15 protein-coding genes are annotated in these 16,842 nt (G+C 65.0%); all 15 read right to left on the bottom strand.

The features are described 5' to 3' along the window. Window positions 1-70: 70 nt before the first annotated feature. Entirely contained in the window at window positions 71-1,252 is a 1,182-nt protein-coding gene (ftsZ, locus tag G471_RS0104885) for a cell division protein FtsZ (RefSeq protein ID WP_028994344.1), read from the bottom strand. A gap of 35 nt (window positions 1,253-1,287) precedes the next feature. After that, window positions 1,288-2,517, bottom strand: coding sequence for a cell division protein FtsA (gene ftsA, locus G471_RS0104880; RefSeq protein WP_028994343.1), 1,230 nt, complete (start codon window positions 2,515-2,517; stop codon window positions 1,288-1,290). Between the two features lie 4 nt (window positions 2,518-2,521). Beyond that, window positions 2,522-3,262, bottom strand: coding sequence for a cell division protein FtsQ/DivIB (locus G471_RS0104875; RefSeq protein ID WP_028994342.1), 741 nt, complete (start codon window positions 3,260-3,262; stop codon window positions 2,522-2,524). A gap of 8 nt (window positions 3,263-3,270) precedes the next feature. Beyond that, window positions 3,271-4,176, bottom strand: a complete 906-nt coding sequence (locus tag G471_RS0104870) for a D-alanine--D-alanine ligase (RefSeq protein WP_028994341.1) — start codon at window positions 4,174-4,176, stop codon at window positions 3,271-3,273. Continuing rightward, the gene (gene murC / locus G471_RS0104865) at window positions 4,173-5,564 is read right to left on the bottom strand and encodes a UDP-N-acetylmuramate--L-alanine ligase (protein WP_028994340.1); all 1,392 of its coding nucleotides are present in this window, start codon (window positions 5,562-5,564) and stop codon (window positions 4,173-4,175) included. The genes G471_RS0104870 and murC overlap by 4 nt, the downstream gene beginning before the upstream one ends. Beyond that, window positions 5,561-6,619: an undecaprenyldiphospho-muramoylpentapeptide beta-N-acetylglucosaminyltransferase gene (murG, locus tag G471_RS0104860; protein WP_028994339.1), complete on the bottom strand. Its 1,059-nt coding sequence runs from the start codon at window positions 6,617-6,619 to the stop codon at window positions 5,561-5,563. The genes murC and murG overlap by 4 nt, the downstream gene beginning before the upstream one ends. A 121-nt stretch (window positions 6,620-6,740) precedes the next feature. After that, a complete protein-coding gene (gene ftsW, locus G471_RS0104855; RefSeq protein ID WP_028994338.1) occupies window positions 6,741-7,904 on the bottom strand; it encodes a putative lipid II flippase FtsW in 1,164 nt (387 codons plus the stop codon). Then, entirely contained in the window at window positions 7,901-9,253 is a 1,353-nt protein-coding gene (murD, locus tag G471_RS0104850; RefSeq protein WP_028994337.1) for a UDP-N-acetylmuramoyl-L-alanine--D-glutamate ligase, read from the bottom strand. Before murD ends, ftsW begins: the two co-directional genes overlap by 4 nt. Continuing rightward, window positions 9,254-10,357, bottom strand: coding sequence for a phospho-N-acetylmuramoyl-pentapeptide-transferase (mraY, locus tag G471_RS0104845; RefSeq protein WP_028994336.1), 1,104 nt, complete (start codon window positions 10,355-10,357; stop codon window positions 9,254-9,256). Further along, window positions 10,357-11,724 (bottom strand): UDP-N-acetylmuramoyl-tripeptide--D-alanyl-D-alanine ligase, encoded by a 1,368-nt coding sequence (locus tag G471_RS0104840; protein WP_028994335.1) that lies wholly within the window; start codon window positions 11,722-11,724, stop codon window positions 10,357-10,359. The genes mraY and G471_RS0104840 overlap by 1 nt, the downstream gene beginning before the upstream one ends. Next, window positions 11,721-13,196, bottom strand: a complete 1,476-nt coding sequence (locus G471_RS0104835) for a UDP-N-acetylmuramoyl-L-alanyl-D-glutamate--2,6-diaminopimelate ligase (RefSeq protein ID WP_043420895.1) — start codon at window positions 13,194-13,196, stop codon at window positions 11,721-11,723. Before G471_RS0104835 ends, G471_RS0104840 begins: the two co-directional genes overlap by 4 nt. Beyond that, complete coding sequence (locus G471_RS0104830; protein ID WP_028994333.1) at window positions 13,196-14,944, bottom strand: peptidoglycan D,D-transpeptidase FtsI family protein; 1,749 nt, start codon at window positions 14,942-14,944, stop codon at window positions 13,196-13,198. Before G471_RS0104830 ends, G471_RS0104835 begins: the two co-directional genes overlap by 1 nt. Next, window positions 14,944-15,219, bottom strand: coding sequence for a cell division protein FtsL (ftsL, locus tag G471_RS0104825; RefSeq protein WP_028994332.1), 276 nt, complete (start codon window positions 15,217-15,219; stop codon window positions 14,944-14,946). Before ftsL ends, G471_RS0104830 begins: the two co-directional genes overlap by 1 nt. After that, window positions 15,219-16,145 carry a 16S rRNA (cytosine(1402)-N(4))-methyltransferase RsmH gene (rsmH, locus tag G471_RS0104820; protein ID WP_028994331.1) on the bottom strand — a complete coding sequence of 309 codons (927 nt, stop codon included), beginning with the start codon at window positions 16,143-16,145 and terminating at the stop codon, window positions 15,219-15,221. Before rsmH ends, ftsL begins: the two co-directional genes overlap by 1 nt. Beyond that, window positions 16,142-16,588: a division/cell wall cluster transcriptional repressor MraZ gene (mraZ, locus tag G471_RS0104815; protein ID WP_028994330.1), complete on the bottom strand. Its 447-nt coding sequence runs from the start codon at window positions 16,586-16,588 to the stop codon at window positions 16,142-16,144. Before mraZ ends, rsmH begins: the two co-directional genes overlap by 4 nt. Between the last annotated feature and the right edge of the window lie 254 nt (window positions 16,589-16,842).

Here is a 16,842-nt window from a genome sequence, read left to right as displayed (position 1 = left end):
GATTGGGGAAGGCGGCGCATTTTAACACAATGCGCCGCCGCCCTTTTTCAGAGAGAGTTTTTGTTACAGATCAATCGGCCTGCTTTCTCAGGAAAGCCGGGATGTCGTAACGATCAACACCGCTATTGGCCAGCGCTTCGACGGTGACGTTGCGCTTGCGCACCACGGCCGGAACGTCGGCAATCTGGTTGTAGTCGATGGCCGGACCGCTGTTGAAGGCGACGGCATCGTGGGTACCGGTGGCCACCGCTTCGACCATCGGCGTGTTGATGACTTCGAAGGTCTGACGCTTGGCGGCTGCCTGGCCGAGACCGGTGGCGACCACGGTGACGCGCAGCGCATCGCCCATCAGTTCGTCGTACACCGCGCCGAAGATGATGTGTGCGTCGTCGGCAGCGAAGGCCTTGACGGTGTTCATCACTTCGTTGACTTCCTTCATCTTCAGGTTGCCCTTGGCGGCGGTGATATTCACCAGCACGCCGCGCGCACCGGACAGATTCACGCCTTCGAGCAGCGGCGAAGCAACCGCCTGTTCAGCGGCGATGCGAGCGCGATCAACGCCGGCAGCAGCAGCCGAACCCATCATCGCGCGACCCATTTCACCCATGACCGTGCGCACGTCTTCGAAGTCGACGTTGACCAGGCCCGGGTAGGTAATGATTTCGGCAATACCGCCAACCGCGTTGCGGAGCACGTCATCGGCGGCCTTGAAGCAGTCGTCGACATCGGCGTCGTCGCCCATGACTTCCATCAGCTTGTCGTTGAGGATGACGATCAGCGAATCGACATGCTTGGAAAACTCGATGATGCCGGCTTCGGCCGACTTCATCCGCTTGCCGCCTTCGAAGCTGAACGGCTTGGTCACCACGCCGACGGTCAGGATGCCCATTTCACGGGCGATCTCGGCGACCACCGGCGCGGCGCCGGTACCCGTGCCGCCGCCCATGCCGGCGGTGATGAAGGCCATGTGCGAGCCTTCCAGCGCCGCGCGGATCTCGTCACGGTGCGCATCGGCGGCCATCTTGCCGGCCTCCGGCTTGGCTCCGGCACCGAGGCCGGTCTTGCCCAGCGACAGCTTGGACGACGCAGCATTGCGCGCCAGCGCCTGGGCGTCGGTATTGGCGGCGATGAATTCGACGCCGTTCACCCCTTCGCGGATCATGTGCTCGATGGCATTGCCGCCGGCACCGCCCACCCCGAACACCTTGATGATGGTGCCGAGCTCTTCTTCCTTCTCGATGATTTCAAACATGACGACCTCCTCTGAAAAAACTGTTCAATGACAAATCAAAAATTCTTGGAAAACCATTGCTTCATGCTGGAGAAGACATCCTTGATGCCCTGCTTCTCCTGAATCTTCTGCCCCCGCTTGCGCTGCGCCTGCGCTTCCAGCAGCAGGCCGTAGGCGGTCGAGAAGCGCGGGTTCTGGACGACGTCAGACAGGCTGCCGTCGTACTTGGGATTACCCAGACGCACCGGCATGTGGAAGATTTCCTCGCCCAGTTCGACCATGCCCGGCATGGCGCTGGCACCGCCGGTGAGGACGATGCCGGACGACAGGACCTCCTCGAAGCCGGCGCGGCGCAGTTCGTGCTGGATCAGCTCGAACAGTTCCTCGACCCGCGGCTGGATTACGTCGGCCAGCGCCCGCCGGCTCAACTTGCGGCTGGGCCGGTCATCGACGCCAGCGACATCGAGGTTTTCCGAAATCTCGGCCAGTTGCGCCAGGGCGCAACCGTACTTGCACTTGATGTCCTCGGCTTCACGCGTCGGCGTGCGCAGCGCCATGGCGATGTCGTTGGTGATCTGGTCGCCGGCAATCGGAATCACCGAGGTGTGGCGAATCGCGCCCTGCGTCCACACGGCGATGTCGGTGGTACCGCCACCGATGTCGATCAGGCAGACGCCGAGGTCCTTCTCGTCCTCGGACAGCGTCGCATAGCTCGAAGCCAGTGGCTGCAGCACCAGGTCATTGACCTCCAGGCCGCAGCGGCGCACGCACTTGACGATGTTCTGCGCGGCCGACACGGCGCCGGTGACGATGTGCGTCTTCACTTCCAGGCGCATGCCGCTCATGCCGATCGGCTCGCGGATACCGTCCTGGCCGTCGATGACGAATTCCTGGGTAAGGATGTGCAGGATTTCCTGCTCGGCCGGAATCGGCATCGCGCGCGCCGTCTCGATCACGCGCTCGACGTCGGCCTGGGTGACTTCCTTGTCCTTGATCGCCACCATGCCGTTCGAGTTGAAACTCTTGATGTGGCTGCCAGCAATCCCCGTGTACACATGGCTGACCTTGCAGTCGGCCATCAGCTCGACTTCCTGGATGACGCGGCTGATCGTGTGCACCGTTTCCTCGATGTTGACCACGACCCCCTTCTTCAGCCCGCGCGAATCCTGCGAACCCATGCCGATCACGCTCAGCCGTCCTTCGTGGTCGAGATCGGCGACCAGCGCGACGATCTTCGACGTTCCGATATCCAGGCCAACCACCAGATCCTTGTTGTCCCTGCTCATAGTCTTACTTTCCCTTCCCCTCGCCCGCGACCTTCATCGCGAAACCGTTCGGATACCTCAAATCCACGACCGTCGGCAGCACCGGCAAACCGGCCACCATCGACGGATACACCGCCACGAAACGCTCCAGGCGCGGCCCGACCGGCGACTTCGGATGCTCCCGCCCGATTTCCACCCGCATGCCGTTTTCCAGCTTCAACTGCCAGGCCAGACGCGGCGACAGCGACAACTGGACAGCCCGCTCGCCCACCCCGGCCAGCGCCTCGTTGAATGCGGCAAAGCGCTCCAGCACTTCCCGCCCCGTCCCCGGTGGGCCGGACAGCAAGGGCAAGGCGCGCATCTCGCTTTCCGGCAGCAGGGCGGCAAAAACCTCGCCATGGCTGTTCACCATTTCCGCGTAGCCCTCGCCCCAGCGCGCCACCGCCTTGTGCTCCTCGACCGCCACTTCGACCGTCGCCGGCCACACCCGGCGTACCTGTGCCCGCCGCACCCAGGGCAGCTGCTCCAGCGCCAGGCGCACCGACTCCAGATCGAGGCTGAAGAAATTGCCGCGCAGCGCCGACGGCAAAACCTGCTCGATCTCGCCGCGGCGCACATGCTCCAGCGGCGCCACGAACACCACCTGCTTGACCGGCAGCGACGGCACGCGCACCAGCCAGACCGCCCCGGCGGCCAGCAAGGCGGCGGCGGCGACCAGCATCAGCAGGTCGGCCAGCGCGGTCAGCAGTTGGGGTTTGTGCCACATTCATCGTCTCAGTCGTTGGCCGCCAGTTCGAGGACGCGACGCACCAGTGCCGGGTAGTCCATGCCGGCCGCCCGGGCGCCCATCGGCACCAGCGAGTGATCGGTCATGCCCGGCGCGGTGTTCACTTCCAGGAAGTAGTGATTGCCGTCCTCGTCCATCAGAAAATCGACGCGCCCCCAGCCGCGGCCGCCCAGCATGCGGAACGCTTCCAGCGCCTGGGCGCGGATCTGCATTTCCTTGGCTTCCGGCAGGCCACAGGGGCACAGGTATTGGGTGTCGTCGCGGTTGTACTTGGCTTCGTAGTCGTACCACTCGGTGGCCGGCTCGATCTTGATGATCGGCAGCACTTCGTCGCCGACGATGCCGACCGTGTATTCGCCGCCCATCACGCCCTTTTCGGCGATCACCAGCGGATCGTGGCGGGCCGCTTCTTCGTAGGCGGCCTTCAGCGCGCCCGGCGTCTTGACCTTGGTCACGCCGATCGACGAACCTTCGCGCGCCGGCTTGACGAACAGCGGCAGGCCGAGCTCTTCCTCGATGTCGGCGAAATCGGAGTCGGCTTTGAGCAGTGCGTATTCCGGAATCGGCAGACCGGCGGCCTGCCACATCAGCTTGGTGCGGAACTTGTCCATGGCCAGCGCCGAGGCGAGCACGCCGGAGCCGGTATAGGGAATGTGCATGACTTCGAGCGCGCCCTGGATCGTGCCGTCCTCACCGTGGCGGCCGTGCAGCGCGATGAAGGCGCGGTCATAGCCCTTCAGTGCATCAAGCGGCTGCTCGGCCGGATCGAAGGCGTGGGCGTCGATGCCCTGGCCCAGCAGGGCGGCCAGCACGCGCGAACCGCTGTTCAGGGAAACCTCGCGTTCGGCGGAAGTTCCGCCGAAGAGGACTGCGACCTTGCCGAAACCGCTCATTTGCCTTCCACCAGTTTGCCGGGCACCGCACCGATGGAACCGGCGCCCATGGTCAGTACCACGTCGCCATCGCGGGCGACATCCATGATCGTTTGCGGCATCGCCGCGATATCTTCAACAAACACCGGCTCGACCTTGCCGGCAACGCGCAGGGCGCGCGCCAGCGAACGGCCGTCGGCGGCGACGATGGGCGCTTCGCCGGCGGCGTAGATTTCAGCCAGGCACAAGGCATCGACCGTCGACAACACTTTGACGAAATCCTCGAAGCAGTCGCGGGTGCGCGTGTAGCGGTGCGGCTGGAAAGCCAGCAGCAGGCGGCGACCGGGGAAGGCGCCGCGAGCGGCGGCTAGCGTCGCCGCCATCTCGACCGGGTGGTGGCCGTAGTCGTCGACCAGCGTGAAGCTGCCACCGGCCGGCAAGGCGACCTCACCGTAACGCTGGAAGCGCCGGCCGACGCCCTTGAACTCGGCCAGCGCCTTGACGATGGCCGCATCGGCGACGCCGACTTCGGTAGCGACGGCAATCGCCGCCAGCGCATTGAGCACGTTGTGCATGCCCGGCGTGTTCAGCGTGATCTCGAGACGCGAGGTCGTGCCATTGACGCGGACGCAGGTGAAGCGCATCTGGCCGCCGTCGGCGACGACGTTCTCGGCGTAGAAATTGGATTCCGGGGTCAGCCCGTAGGTGACGATCTGCTTGGCCACCTGCGGCATGATCGCGCGCACGTTGGCGTCGTCGCCGCAGAGCACGGCGACGCCGTAGAACGGCAGGCGGTTGAGGAAATCGACGAAGGCGCCCTTGAGCCGCTCGAAATCGTGGCCGTAGGTCTCCATGTGATCGGCGTCGATGTTGGTGACCACCGAAATCACCGGCGACAGAAAGAGGAAGGAGGCGTCCGACTCATCGGCCTCGGCCACCAGGAAATCGCCGCTGCCCAGGCGGGCGTTGGCGCCGGCAGCATTCAGGCGGCCACCGATGACGAAGGTCGGATCGATACCGCCTTCGGCCAGGATGCTGGTGACCAGGCTGGTCGTCGTCGTCTTGCCGTGGGTGCCGGCGATGGCGATGCCGCGCTTCAGCCGCATCAGTTCGGCCAGCATCTGGGCGCGCGGGACGACCGGAATCTTTTTCTCACGGGCGGCAACGACTTCCGGATTGTCTTCCTTGACCGCCGTCGACACGACCACGGCATCGGCGCCGGCAATGTTCGCTTCGGCATGGCCGATGGTCACGCGCACGCCCTCGCCTTCGAGGCGGCGCGTCGTCGCGCTGGCGGCGATATCGGAGCCCGTCACCGTGTAGTCGAGGTGGGCGAGCACTTCGGCGATGCCGCTCATGCCCGAACCGCCGACGCCGACGAAGTGGATGTGTTTGACCTTGTGCTTCATTTCGCAATTTCCGTGCAGAGATTGACCACGTCCAGCGTGGCCTCCGGTTTGGCCAGGCTGCGGGCCTTTTCCGCCATTTCCTGAAGCTGACCGCGCGAGTAGTTGCGGATCAGGGCGATGGCTTCCGGCGTCAGTTCGCTTTGCGGCAGCAGGAAGGCGCCGCCGATATTGACCAGGAACCGGGCATTGCCGGTCTGGTGATCGTCAACCGCATGCGGGAAGGGCACCAGAATGCTGGCCACGCCGACTGCCGCCAGTTCCGCCACGGTCAGTGCCCCGGCCCGGCAGATGACCAGATCGGCCCATTCGTAGGCGCCGGCCATGTCCTCGATGAACGGCACGCAGTGCGCCTGCACCCCGGCCGCCGCGTAGGCCGCCTTGAGCGCGTCGATATGCTTCTCGCCGGCCTGGTGGACGATCTGTGGCAACTGGTCGGCCGCCAGCAGCGCCATGCCCTTGGGCACCGCTTCGTTGAGCGCCTGCGCGCCCAGACTGCCGCCGATGATCAGCACACGCAGCGCGCCCTCGCGCTCGGCAAAGCGCTCGGCTGGCGGTTTCACGGCGGAGATTTCCGGACGCACCGGATTGCCCAGCCAGATGCCCTTCTTCAGTACCTCCGGGAAACCGGTGGCGATGCGCTCGGCAACACCGGCGAGCACCTTGTTGGCCAGCCCGGCGACCGAGTTCTGTTCGTGCAGCACCAGCGGCACGCCCGCGAGCGCCGCCATCATGCCGCCCGGGAAGGTGATGTAGCCGCCCATGCCGAGCACCACATCCGGCCTGACCTGGCGGATCGCCTGCCAGCCCTGCCAGAAGCCGCGCAACAGGTTGACCGGCAGCAGCAGCTTGCGCAGCAGGCCCTTGCCGCGCAGGGCGGAGAACTTGACCCAGACCATCTCGAAACCATGCTGCGGCACCAGGCGGGCCTCCATGCCCTCCGGGTTGCCCAGCCAGACGACCCGCCAGCCGGCTTCGCGCATCTTGTGGGCAACGGCCAGCGCCGGGAAGATGTGGCCGCCGGTCCCGCCGGCCATGATCATGATGGTTTTGCTCATAGTTTTCCTCCCCGCATGAGTTGCCGGTTTTGTCTACGGCCGCGCTGCGCGCTTAACACCGGCTGCGCCGGGTTAGCCTGCGACGAAATCGCCAAGTGATGCGTATGAAGCTGGTGCGCCGTCATAGCTTGCCTCCGCGCATCAATTGGCGATTTTCCCAGTCCACCCGCAGGAGAATGGCCAGCGCCACGCAGTTGGCGAGGATGCCCGAGCCGCCGAAGCTCATCAGCGGCAGTGTGAGGCCCTTGGTCGGCAGCAAGCCGACGTTGACGCCCATGTTGATGAAGGACTGCACGCCCAGCCAGATGCCGATGCCCATGGCGACCAGGGCCGGGTACAGGCGGTCGAGTTGCACGCACTGACGACCGATGGCGAAGGCGCGCTGGACCAGCACAGCGAACAAGGCGATCACGGTCAGGACGCCGACGAAGCCCAGTTCCTCGCCGATCACGGCAAGCAGGAAGTCGGTATGCGCTTCCGGCAGGTAGAACAGTTTCTCGACACTGGCGCCGAGTCCAACGCCGAACAGTTCGCCGCGACCGAAGGCGATCAGCGAATGCGACAGCTGGTAGCCGCGACCGAAGGCATCGGCCCACGGGTCCATGAAGCCGAAGATGCGGTCGCGCCGGTAGGGCGAGACGATGATCATGATCGCGAAGGCGATCAGCAGGCCGACGATCAGCAGCGCGAACATGCGTGCCTTCAACCCGCCGAGGAAGAGGATGCCCATGGCGATCGAGATGATCACGACGAAGGCACCGAAATCCGGCTCCTTGAGCAGCAGGATGCCGACCAGCGCCATCGCGCCGAACATCGGCAGGAAAGCCTGCTTCAGGTCGTGCATGACGTTGATCTTGCGGATCGTGTAGTCGGCCGCGTAGAGCACGGCGAACAGTTTCATCAACTCGGACGGTTGCAGGTTGGCGAAGCCGAGCGGCAACCAGCGGCGGGCGCCATTGACGTCCTTGCCGATGCCGGGAATGAGCACGATCGCCAGCAGCACGACGCCGATCATGAACAGCACCGGCGCATATTTCTGCCACACCGTCAGCGGCAACTGGAAGGCGACCGCGCCGGCGACCAGGCCGATGCACAGGAAAATCGTGTGCCGGATCAGGTAATAGGCCGGCTGGTTGTTGGTGAAGCGGCCGGCCTCGGCAATCGCGATTGATGCCGAATAGACCATCACCAGCCCGCCGAGCAGGAGCAGCAGTGCCGACCACAGCAGGGCGTGGTCGATTTCGGCCAGTTGCTGGCGCGGCGAGTCGAGCGCGGACAGCATCATGGCTTCAGCCCTCCGACCGCATCGATGAAGGCTTGCGCGCGGTGCGCGTAGTTGCGGTACATGTCGAGGCTGGCGCAGGCCGGCGACAGCAGCACGCAATCGCCGGATTCGGCGCGGGCGGTCAGCCAGCGCACGGCGGCTTCCATGTCGCCGACGATGCAGGTCGGCACGCCGCAACCTTCGATGGCCATGCCGATCGCGGCGGCGTCGCGGCCGATCAGCGCGACCGCGCGGCCGTGCTCGGCCAGTGCCGCCTTGAGCGGCGAGAAATCCTGGCCTTTTCCGTCGCCGCCGAGGACGATGGCGACCTTGCGCCCCATGCCCTCGATCGCCGCCAGCGTGGCACCGACGTTGGTGCCCTTGGAATCGTCGACATACAGCACGCCGCCGATCTCGGCGACGGTTTCAACCCGGTGCGGCAGGCCGCGGAATGCCTTCAGCGGTTCGATCAGGCGCTGCGGCACGACACCGACAGCCTCGCACAAGGCCAGTGCGGCCATCGCGTTGGCAGCGTTGTGCAGACCGCTCAGTTGCAGGTCGGCGAGCGCGACCAGCGCCTCGCCGCCGCGCACGATACTGCCGTTGGCCAGTCCGAAATCGGTCCCGCGCGGCGCCGCATTGAGGCCGAAAGTGATCATCGTGCGACCGCAGCGACCGTTGGCCATCGACCAGTCGTCGTCGCGGTTGAGGATCATCGTGCCCTTGCCCTGGAAGACGCGCGACTTGGCCGCCGCGTACTCGGCCAGGCTGCCGTTGTAACGATCGAGATGATCTTCCGAGAGGTTGAGCACGGTTGCCGCGGCGGCATTCAGGTGATGCGTCGTTTCCAGCTGGAAGCTCGACAGTTCGACCACCCAGACCGCAGGCAGATTGCCGGCGTCCTGCGCATCCATCAGCGCGTCGAGCGCCGAAGGCGAGATGTTGCCGCAAGCGATGGCCGGCACACCGGCGCCATTGAGCAGGTGGGCGGTCAGCGCGGTGGTCGTGGTCTTGCCGTTGCTGCCGGTGATGGCGACGATCTGCGAGCCTGCCACCTGCTCGCGCACACCGGCGGCAAACAATTCGATTTCCGAGATCAGCGGCAGGCCGCAGCCGGCTATCGCCGGCGTCGCCTTGGCCACGCCCGGCGACAGGGCGACGACTTCGCAGCCGGCGAAGGTGGCAGCTGAGAAAGCGCCGGCGAGCAGCTCGGCGCCCGGGGCGACGGCCTGCAGCGCATCGACGTTGGGCGGGTTGTCGCGTGAGTCGGCGACCCGGACGCACGCGCCCTGGCGATGCAGCCATTTGGCCATCGCCAGTCCGGACTCACCGAGCCCGATCACCAGAACGCGTTTGCCCTTGAGTTCCATTTAGCGCAGCTTCAAGGTCGCCAGCCCGATCAGGACCAGCATGATGGTGATGATCCAGAAGCGGACGACAACCTGCGTCTCCTTCCAGCCCGTTTGTTCAAAGTGGTGGTGCAGCGGCGCCATGCGCAGTATTCGCCGGCCCTCGCCGAAACGTTTCTTGGTGTACTTGAACCACGACACCTGCAGCATCACCGACAGCGTCTCGACGACGAAGACGCCGCCCATGATCAGCAGCACGATTTCCTGGCGGACGATGACGGCGACGGTACCGAGCGCAGCGCCGAGCGCCAGCGCGCCGACGTCGCCCATGAAGACTTCGGCCGGGTAGGCGTTGAACCACAGGAAACCGAGGCCGGCGCCGGCAATCGCGCCGAGCAGGATGCATAGTTCGCCAGCGCCCGGCACATAGGGAATCAGCAGGTACTTGGCATACACCGCGTTGCCGGTCACGTAGGCAAAGATCGCCAGCGCGGCGGCGATCATCACTGTCGGCATGATCGCCAGACCGTCCAGCCCGTCGGTCAGGTTCACCGCGTTGCTGGTGCCGACGATGACGAAATAGGTCAGGGTGATGAAGCCGACGATACCGAGCGGATAGGCGATACTCTTGAAGAAGGGCACGATCAGTTCGGTCTGCGCCGTCGAGGTCGCCGAGAAGGCCAGGAACAGGGCCGCGCCGGCGCCGAGCACCGACTGCCAGAAAAACTTCCAGCGGCTGGCCAGACCGTTCGGATCACGGTAAACGACCTTCTTCCAGTCGTCGTACCAGCCGATGATGCCGAAGCCGAGCGTGACGACCAGTACGGTCCACACATACTTGTTGGACAGGTCGCCCCACAGCAGCGTGGTGATGCCGATGGCGATCAGGATCAGCACGCCGCCCATGGTCGGCGTCCCGGACTTGACCAGGTGCGTCTGCGGGCCGTCGGTGCGCACCGCCTGGCCGATCTTCTTGGCGGCCAGCCAGCGGATCACCCGCGGACCGGCAACGAAGGAAATGAGCAGCGCGGTCATCGTCGCCAGCACGGTACGCAGCGTGATGTAGTTGAAGACATTGAAAAAACGAATGTCCTGCGCGAGCCATTGAGCCAGTTCCAGAAGCATCAGCGGTCCTCCCCGGAAGCGACGGTCAGCGCATCGGCCACCCGTTCCATTTTCATGAAGCGCGAGCCCTTGACCAGCACGGTGGTGTCCGGACCCAGTTCCTTGTCGACCGCGCCGATCAGCTTGTCGACATTGCAGAAGTGACGGGCACCGTCGCCGAAGTTGCGCACCGCCTGCTGGCTGGCGTCGCCGAGCGCGAACAGACGGTCGATGCCCTGGCTCTTGGCGTAGCCGCCGATCTCGTCGTGGTACTGGCCGCTGGCCTCGCCGATTTCGCCCATGTCGCCGAGCACCAGCACCTTGCGGCCGATGGTCGCGGCGAGCACGTCGATACCGGCGCGCACCGAATCCGGATTGGCGTTGTAGGTGTCGTCGAGGATCTGCGCGCCGTTACGGCCCTGGCGCAATTGCAGCCGCCCCTTGACGCCAGCGAAGGCGGCCAGGCCTTCGGCCACCGCCGACAGCGGCAGGCCGGCGGCGAGACAGGCGGCAGCGGCAGCAAGCGCGTTGCAGGCATTGTGGCGACCGGGAATGGCCAGCGTGAATTTGACCTCACCTTCCGCCGCATTCAGCGTCACTGCGGTTTCCAGGCCGTGCTGGCGCACGCTGGCGCGGACGTCGGCCGGCTGGTCGATGCCGAAGCTGTGCACCGGCTGCTCACCGACCTGCTCGCGCCAGAAGCCGGCATAGGCGTCGTCAGCGTTGATCACCGCAACACCGTCGGCCGGCAGGCCGGCAAAGATCGTACCCTTCTCGCGGGCCACCTCGTCAAGGCCGCCCATGCCTTCGAGGTGGGCACGCTGGGCGTTGGTCACCAGCGCCACCGTCGGTGCGCCGATGCGCGTCAGGTACCCGATCTCGCCGGGATGGTTCATGCCCATCTCGATCACCGCGGCGCGATGCGTGGCGTCGAGACCGAGCAAGGTCAGCGGCAAGCCGATGTCGTTGTTGAAATTTCCGCGCGTGGCCAGCACCGCATCACCGAATGCCGCCTTGAGGACGGCGGCGATCATTTCCTTGGTCGTGGTCTTGCCGTTCGAACCGGTCACCGCGATCACCGGCAGCGAAAACTGACTGCGCCAGGCCGCCGCCAGGCGACCAAGCGCCAGCCGGGTGTCGTCGACAAGCACGGCCGATGCGCCGGCCGGAACACGAGCAGCATCGGCAACGAGCAGCGCGGCGGCGCCCGCAGTCACAGCTGTCTCCAGAAAATCGTGGGCGTCGAAACGCTCGCCACGCAAGGCGATGAACAGTTGACCGGGCGCCACCGCCCGGGTGTCGGTGGAAACGCCGGCGATCCGGCGATCGGCACCGAGCAGACGACCGCCGACGGCAGCGGCGACTTGCGAGAGTTGCCAGGCGATCATGCGGCCACCTCAGTTCCTTGGCGACGCAGGTTCAATGCCGCCTGCGCTTCGGCCATGTCGGAGAATGGCAGGCGCTGACCGCCGACCTCCTGATAGTCCTCATGCCCTTTACCGGCCAGCAGGATCACGTCGGCATCGGCAGCTTCGCCGATGGCGCGGCGGATCGCCTGCGCGCGGTCGGGCTCGACCTCGGCGTGTACCATGCCGCCCAGGATGGCTTCGATGATTTCTGCCGGCGATTCGCTGCGCGGGTTGTCGCTGGTAACCATGACGCGATCAGCACCGGCTTCGGCGACACCACCCATCTGCGGGCGCTTGCCCTTGTCGCGATCGCCACCACAACCGAAAACCACCGCCAGCTTGCCACCGCGCACGTCAGCCAGCGGCCGCAGCGCCCCCAGTGCATTGGCCAGGGCATCTGGCGTGTGCGCGTAATCGACGACCACCAGCGGCTCACCGACACCGCCCAGACGCTCCATGCGCCCCGGCGGCGGCGTCAGCTCGGACAGACGGCGACCGATCTCGGCCGGCATCACGCCGGCGTCGTGCAGCACGGCGGCGCAGGCGAGCAGGTTGGAGACGTTGTAGCGACCGACCAGCGCCGTATCGACCATGGCCCGGCCGTTCGGCAGCACGATCTCGAAACGCTGGCCGAAAGGCGTATCGACAATGTTCTCGGCCCGCACCAGCGCCGGAAAATCGCGACGCGGCGGCTGCGCCGAATAACCGATGGCGCGCATGGCCGTCGTTTCACGCATCAGATGCACGCCGAAATCGTCGTCCAGGTTGATCACTGCGGTACGCAGACGCGGCCACAAAAAGAGCTTTTCCTTGGCGGCGGCATAGGCTTCCATGCTGCCGTGGTAATCGAGGTGATCGCGGGTCAGGTTGGTAAACACCGCGACATCGACACGCAGACCGTTCATCCGCCCTTCCTCCATGCCGATCGAACTCGCTTCAAGCGCGCAGGCTGCGGCCTTGCGGGCGCGGAAATCGGCCAGGTAACGCATCAGCGTCGTCGCTTCCGGGGTGGTGAAACCGGTCGTCGTCAATTCCTCCGGGAAACCCGCACCCAGCGTGCCGATCACCGCGCAGGGACGCGGATAAACTCGACCAAGGCACTGGCTGACCGTGGTCTTGCCATTGGTGCCGGTAATCGCGATCAGCGACATGCCCTCGCTCGGGTGCGCGTAGATCGCGTGCGCCAGCGGACCGGCCAATGGCCGCAGGGCCTCGGCGGCAAAGTTGGGCACCGCCCACGCCGGATTCCAGACGAATTCGCCGCCCGGCTGCCAGACCACGGCCCGCGCCCCGCGCGCCAGCGCGTCGGCGATATAGGCACGACCGTCGGCCAGATCGCCGGGATAGGCCAGGAACACGTCGCCCGGACGCACTTGCCGGCTGTCGTCGGCAATGCCGGTCGGCTCGATGCCGAGACTTTCCAGACGATCGAGAATTTCACGCGGCGTCATCACATCCGCCCCTTGTCTTCATTCAATGCAGCCACCTGGACCGGCGCATCGGGCGCGACGCCGAGCGTACGCAAGGCCCCACCCATCACGCTGGAAAACACCGGACCAGCGATCTGGCCACCGTAGTACTGCCCCGCCGACGGCTCGTCGATCATCACGGCGACCACCAGGCGGGGATTGGAAATCGGCGCGATGCCGACAAACGAGGCGATGTACTTGTTGGCGTACACGCCACCTTCGAGCTTGTGCGCGGTGCCGGTCTTGCCACCGACCCGGTAGCCCGGCACAGCAGCCTTCAGCGCGGTACCGCCCGGCATCACGACCAGTTCCAGCATGGCCCGCAATTCCCGTGCGGTCTGCGCGGAAAACACCGGCTGACCGCGAACCACCGGCGCATCGACGCGCAGCAACGAGGCCGGCACGATGTCGCCGTCACGCGCAAACACGGTATAAGCGCGCGCCAACTGGATCAGGCTCATCGAAATGCCATGACCGTAGGACATGGTCGCCTGCTCGATCGGCCGCCAGTTCTTCCACGCCCGCAGACGACCGCCGACCTCGCCCGGGAAACCCAGTTGCGGCGACTTGCCGAAGCCAAGATTGTCGAACATCTCCCACATCGCCTCGGGCGGCATGCTCAGGGCCATCTTGGTGGTGCCGACGTTCGAGGACTTCTGGACGATCTGCGCCACCGTCAATTCCTTGTGCGGATGGATGTCGCTGATCACCGCACGGCCGACGGTAATCCGCCCCGGCGACACATCGACCACGCTGTCGTAGCGGTATTTGCCCTTTTCCAGACCGAGGGCCACGGTGAACGGCTTCAACGTCGACCCCGGCTCGAAGGTATCGGTCACCGCGCGGTTGCGCAGTTGTTCGCCGGACAGGCGGGCACGGTTGTTCGGGTTGTAGGTCGGCCAGTTGACCAGCGCCAGGATTTCGCCGGTGCGAGTATCGAGCACCACGACCCCGCCGCCCTTGGCCTTGCTCTCGGTCACCGTCGCCTTCAGGTGGCTGTAGGCCAGATACTGGATCTTGGAATCGATGGCCAGCACGACATCGCTGCCGTCGCGCGGCGGGCGAGTCGCGCCGACATCCTCGATGATGTTGCCGCGCCGGTCACGGATCACCGTGCGCGCCCCGGCACGGCCCAGCAAGGCTTGCTGGAAGGCCAGCTCGACGCCTTCCAGACCCTTGTCGTCCACGCCGGTAAAGCCGACCAGATGGGCGGTCATCTCGCCGGCCGGATAGAAGCGGCGGTATTCCTTTTCCTGGTGGACGCCGGGCAGCTTGAGCGCCGCGATCTGCTCGGCGACCTGCGGCGGCACCTGGCGTTTGACGAAGACGAAATTCTTTTCCGACGCTAGGCGCGCATCGAGTTCGCGCGGTTTCAGTTCGACCAGTTCGGCTAACTGGCGCTTCTGCTCGCCGCTCATGGTCCGCGCGTCGGACGGAATCGCCCAGATCGAGCGCATCGGCGTGGACACCGCGAGCATGTCGCCATTGCGGTCAGTCACCTTGCCGCGCGAAGCGGAAATCTCGATGTCGCGCAGATAGCGGGAATCGCCTTTTTCCTGGAGGAAATCGTTGTTGATTACCTGCAGATAGAAGGCGCGCATCAGCAGTACCAGGAAGGCTGCCATCAGCAACAGGCCGACCATGCGCGAACGCCAGCCCTGCAGGGCCAGCGCCAGGATCGGGCTTTCCGTGTAACGATGCCCGCGCTGCGGACGGCGGCGCACGACCATCAGCGCACCTCCCCGACCGGCACTGGCCGCGACACCTGGTGCAGCGGCGGCACCACCATGCGCAGCCGCTCGCGGGCAATCTTCTCGACCCGCGGGTGCGTCGCCCAGGTGGACATCTCGATCTGCAGCTGGCCAAACTCGATATCGAGCTGGCGCACTTTCTCCTGTTCCGCCTCGAGGGCCTGGAACAGCTTGCGACCGCGATGCTGCGAGGTGACCACGGCCAGCGCACAGAACACGACGATCAACAGGAGAAAGAGATTGAGACGGAACATCAGACCTTCTCCGCGACCCGCATCACCGCGCTACGCGCGCGCGGGTTTGCCGCGACCTCGGCGGCACCCGGCTTGATTGCCTTGCCGATCAGGCGCAGCTTGGGCTGCGGCAACTGGTCGGCGCGCAACGGCAGCCCCTTGGGCAGGGAATCTGCAGTCGACTGGGCGCGCATGAAGTTTTTCACGATGCGGTCTTCGAGCGAATGGAAGGAAATGATGACCAGCCGGCCACCGGGCTTGAGCAGTTCAAGCGCCTGCGGCAGGACTACCTCCAGCTGGCGGAGCTCTTGATTGATATGAATCCGTAGAGCTTGAAAGCTGCGCGTCGCCGGGTCCTGCCCTGGCTCACGGGTGCGCACGGTCTCGCGTACGAGGGCCGCGAACTGAGCTGTTGTGACAATTGGTTGTTCGCCCCGAGCAGCCACAACCTTCTTTGCAATCTGGAAAGCAAACCGTTCTTCGCCATAATTTTTGATGACCTCCGTAATTTCCCTCAATTCGGCCCGCGCCAGCCATTCGGCCGCCGTCTCGCCCTGCGTCGTATCCATACGCATGTCGAGCGGCGCGTCATAGCGGAAGCTGAAACCGCGCTCCCCGTCGTCGATTTGCGGCGACGACACCCCTACGTCCAACAGAATTCCATCGACCGACGCCACGCCGGCCTCGACCGCCGCCTCGGCCAGTTCGCCGAAAGCTCGGTGCACCAGTTGAAAACGCCGGTCAGCCACGGCTGCACCGGCAGCAATCGCCTGCGGGTCACGATCAAGCGCAACCAGACGACCGTTGTCGCCAAGCGCCGACAGAATGCGCCGGCTGTGGCCGCCCCGCCCGAAGGTGGCGTCCACGTAAACACCGTCTTGTTTGATTGCCAGGGAATCCACCGCCTCGTCGAGCAGCACCGTGACATGGGCGCCGCCGGAACTCACAGCACAAGATCCCCGAGACCGGCCGGCAGGTCGCCCGTCAGCGCCTCGGCCGCGAGATCGTTCTGTTGCTGCCAGCCCGTCTCGCTCCAGATTTCGAAATGACTGCCCATACCGACCAGGTACACGGTCTTCTCGAACTGGGCATAAGTGCGCAACTCCGGCGCAATCAGCAGACGACCGGCGGAATCAGGCGCTTCGGTACGAGCATTACCGACCATCACGCGCTTGATCGCTGCCGCCCGCGGATCGAGGCTGGACGCCTTCAGGATCTGGTCGCGGATCGGCTGCCAGGCGGGCGCGGGGTAGAGCAACAGGCAGCGATGCGGGTGCGCGGTCAGTACCAGCGAGCCCTCACCGGCCGCGAGCAGGACGTCACGATGCCTTGCCGGTATGGCAAGCCGTCCTTTCGCATCCAGATTGAGTGCCGCAGCCCCCTCGAACATCCCCGTTTACCCACTTTTCAACACGTTTACCCACTTTAGAACAACAAAGCAGGCGCGTCAATAGAAAAACCGGGAATTTTTTCTTACACAACAATGACTTAGCGGGGTTTCCGGAGAGATTTTTGTAATCAAAAAACCCTTAAAAATCAATACAAGGAAAACACTAGTTAAAGTGAAACATCAGGAGTTTTGCACAGCCGACCGCAACCCGCATGACATGGCGGCCAGTGGTTTTTTGTGGGGAAAAAGAAACG

It is taken from the genome of Azonexus hydrophilus DSM 23864 (assembly GCF_000429605.1).
GTDB classification, from domain to species: domain Bacteria; phylum Pseudomonadota; class Gammaproteobacteria; order Burkholderiales; family Rhodocyclaceae; genus Azonexus; species Azonexus hydrophilus.
The sequence above is the reverse complement of the archived record's forward strand: the minus strand, read 5'-3'. Positions and strand labels throughout refer to the sequence as shown.

Bases quoted from the DNA above. Each gene is read 5' to 3' on its own strand.
- ftsZ (WP_028994344.1), bottom strand. From the start codon at position 1,252: ATGTTTGAAATCATCGAGAAGGAAGAAGAGCTCGGCACCATCATCAAG.
- ftsA (WP_028994343.1), bottom strand. From the start codon at position 2,517: ATGAGCAGGGACAACAAGGATCTGGTGGTTGGCCTGGATATCGGAACG.
- G471_RS0104875 (WP_028994342.1), bottom strand. From the start codon at position 3,262: ATGTGGCACAAACCCCAACTGCTGACCGCGCTGGCCGACCTGCTGATG.
- G471_RS0104870 (WP_028994341.1), bottom strand. From the start codon at position 4,176: ATGAGCGGTTTCGGCAAGGTCGCAGTCCTCTTCGGCGGAACTTCCGCC.
- murC (WP_028994340.1), bottom strand. From the start codon at position 5,564: ATGAAGCACAAGGTCAAACACATCCACTTCGTCGGCGTCGGCGGTTCG.
- murG (WP_028994339.1), bottom strand. From the start codon at position 6,619: ATGAGCAAAACCATCATGATCATGGCCGGCGGGACCGGCGGCCACATC.
- ftsW (WP_028994338.1), bottom strand. From the start codon at position 7,904: ATGATGCTGTCCGCGCTCGACTCGCCGCGCCAGCAACTGGCCGAAATC.
- murD (WP_028994337.1), bottom strand. From the start codon at position 9,253: ATGGAACTCAAGGGCAAACGCGTTCTGGTGATCGGGCTCGGTGAGTCC.
- mraY (WP_028994336.1), bottom strand. From the start codon at position 10,357: ATGCTTCTGGAACTGGCTCAATGGCTCGCGCAGGACATTCGTTTTTTC.
- G471_RS0104840 (WP_028994335.1), bottom strand. From the start codon at position 11,724: ATGATCGCCTGGCAACTCTCGCAAGTCGCCGCTGCCGTCGGCGGTCGT.
- G471_RS0104835 (WP_043420895.1), bottom strand. From the start codon at position 13,196: ATGACGCCGCGTGAAATTCTCGATCGTCTGGAAAGTCTCGGCATCGAG.
- G471_RS0104830 (WP_028994333.1), bottom strand. From the start codon at position 14,944: ATGGTCGTGCGCCGCCGTCCGCAGCGCGGGCATCGTTACACGGAAAGC.
- ftsL (WP_028994332.1), bottom strand. From the start codon at position 15,219: ATGTTCCGTCTCAATCTCTTTCTCCTGTTGATCGTCGTGTTCTGTGCG.
- mraZ (WP_028994330.1), bottom strand. From the start codon at position 16,588: ATGTTCGAGGGGGCTGCGGCACTCAATCTGGATGCGAAAGGACGGCTT.